The organism is Microbacterium sp. ZW CA_36 (assembly GCF_044987475.1).
Lineage (GTDB): Bacteria > Actinomycetota > Actinomycetes > Actinomycetales > Microbacteriaceae > Microbacterium.
On sequence record NZ_JBJDRL010000143.1, the window covers coordinates 1 to 797 of the forward strand.

General features: G+C 74.0%; 1 pseudogene. It reads left to right on the top strand.

The features are described 5' to 3' along the window. Positions 1–320: 320 nt before the first annotated feature. Positions 321–797 (top strand): annotated as a pseudogene (locus ACI3KX_RS22115) (ECF transporter S component); the annotation flags it as partial.

A 797-nucleotide genomic window follows, 5' to 3' on the forward strand; every position in this document is an offset into this window, starting at 1 on the left:
CCCCCTCCCCCGCGACCGCACCAGCTACCTCGTCGTACCGTTCTCAGGACCCCCGCCCGGAACCGGCCCACGAAACCGGCCTTTCCGGGTTCCCGGCCGCCGGCGTTCCTGAGTACGGTACGCACTCCGCGGCCCAGGAAGCCGCCACCCACGAAGCCGCCATCGTTCGCGACGCCCCCGCGACCGCTCCGGCTACCTCGTCGTACCGTTCTCAGGACCCCCGCCCGGAACCGGCCCACGAAACCGGCCTTTCCGGGTTCCCGGCCGCCGGCGTTCCTGAGTACGGTACGCAACACGCGGCCCACGAGGCCGCAGGACGGGTGTCCGCCCGGCTTCCGCTGATCGCCCTCCTCGCCGCGAACCTCGTCGCGCTCGGGGCGTTCTGCTGGCCGCTCGTCGCGACCGCCGTGCCGCAGCAGGCGTACGCCGCGGTGCCGATTGCCGCACTCGCGCTGGCGCCGCTCGCGATGCTCGTGGTGGTGTCCACGCTCGACGGCACGGTGCGCTCGGCCCACATGCTCGCGCTGCTCGGCACACTGGCCGCGATCGGGGCGGCGGTGCGCATCGCCGGCACCGGCGTCGGCGGGGTCGAGGCCGTCTTCATCCTGCTGGTCCTCGCCGGACGGGCGTACGGGGCGCGCTTCGGCATGCTCCTCGGCATGGCGACCATCGCGCTGTCCACGGTCATCACCGGCACGTTCGGGCCGTGGACGCCCTTCCAGATGTTCGCATGCGCATGGGTCGGGGCCGTCGCCGGGCTGCTGCCGCACCGGTCCCCACGCCCCCCACGCCCCCTC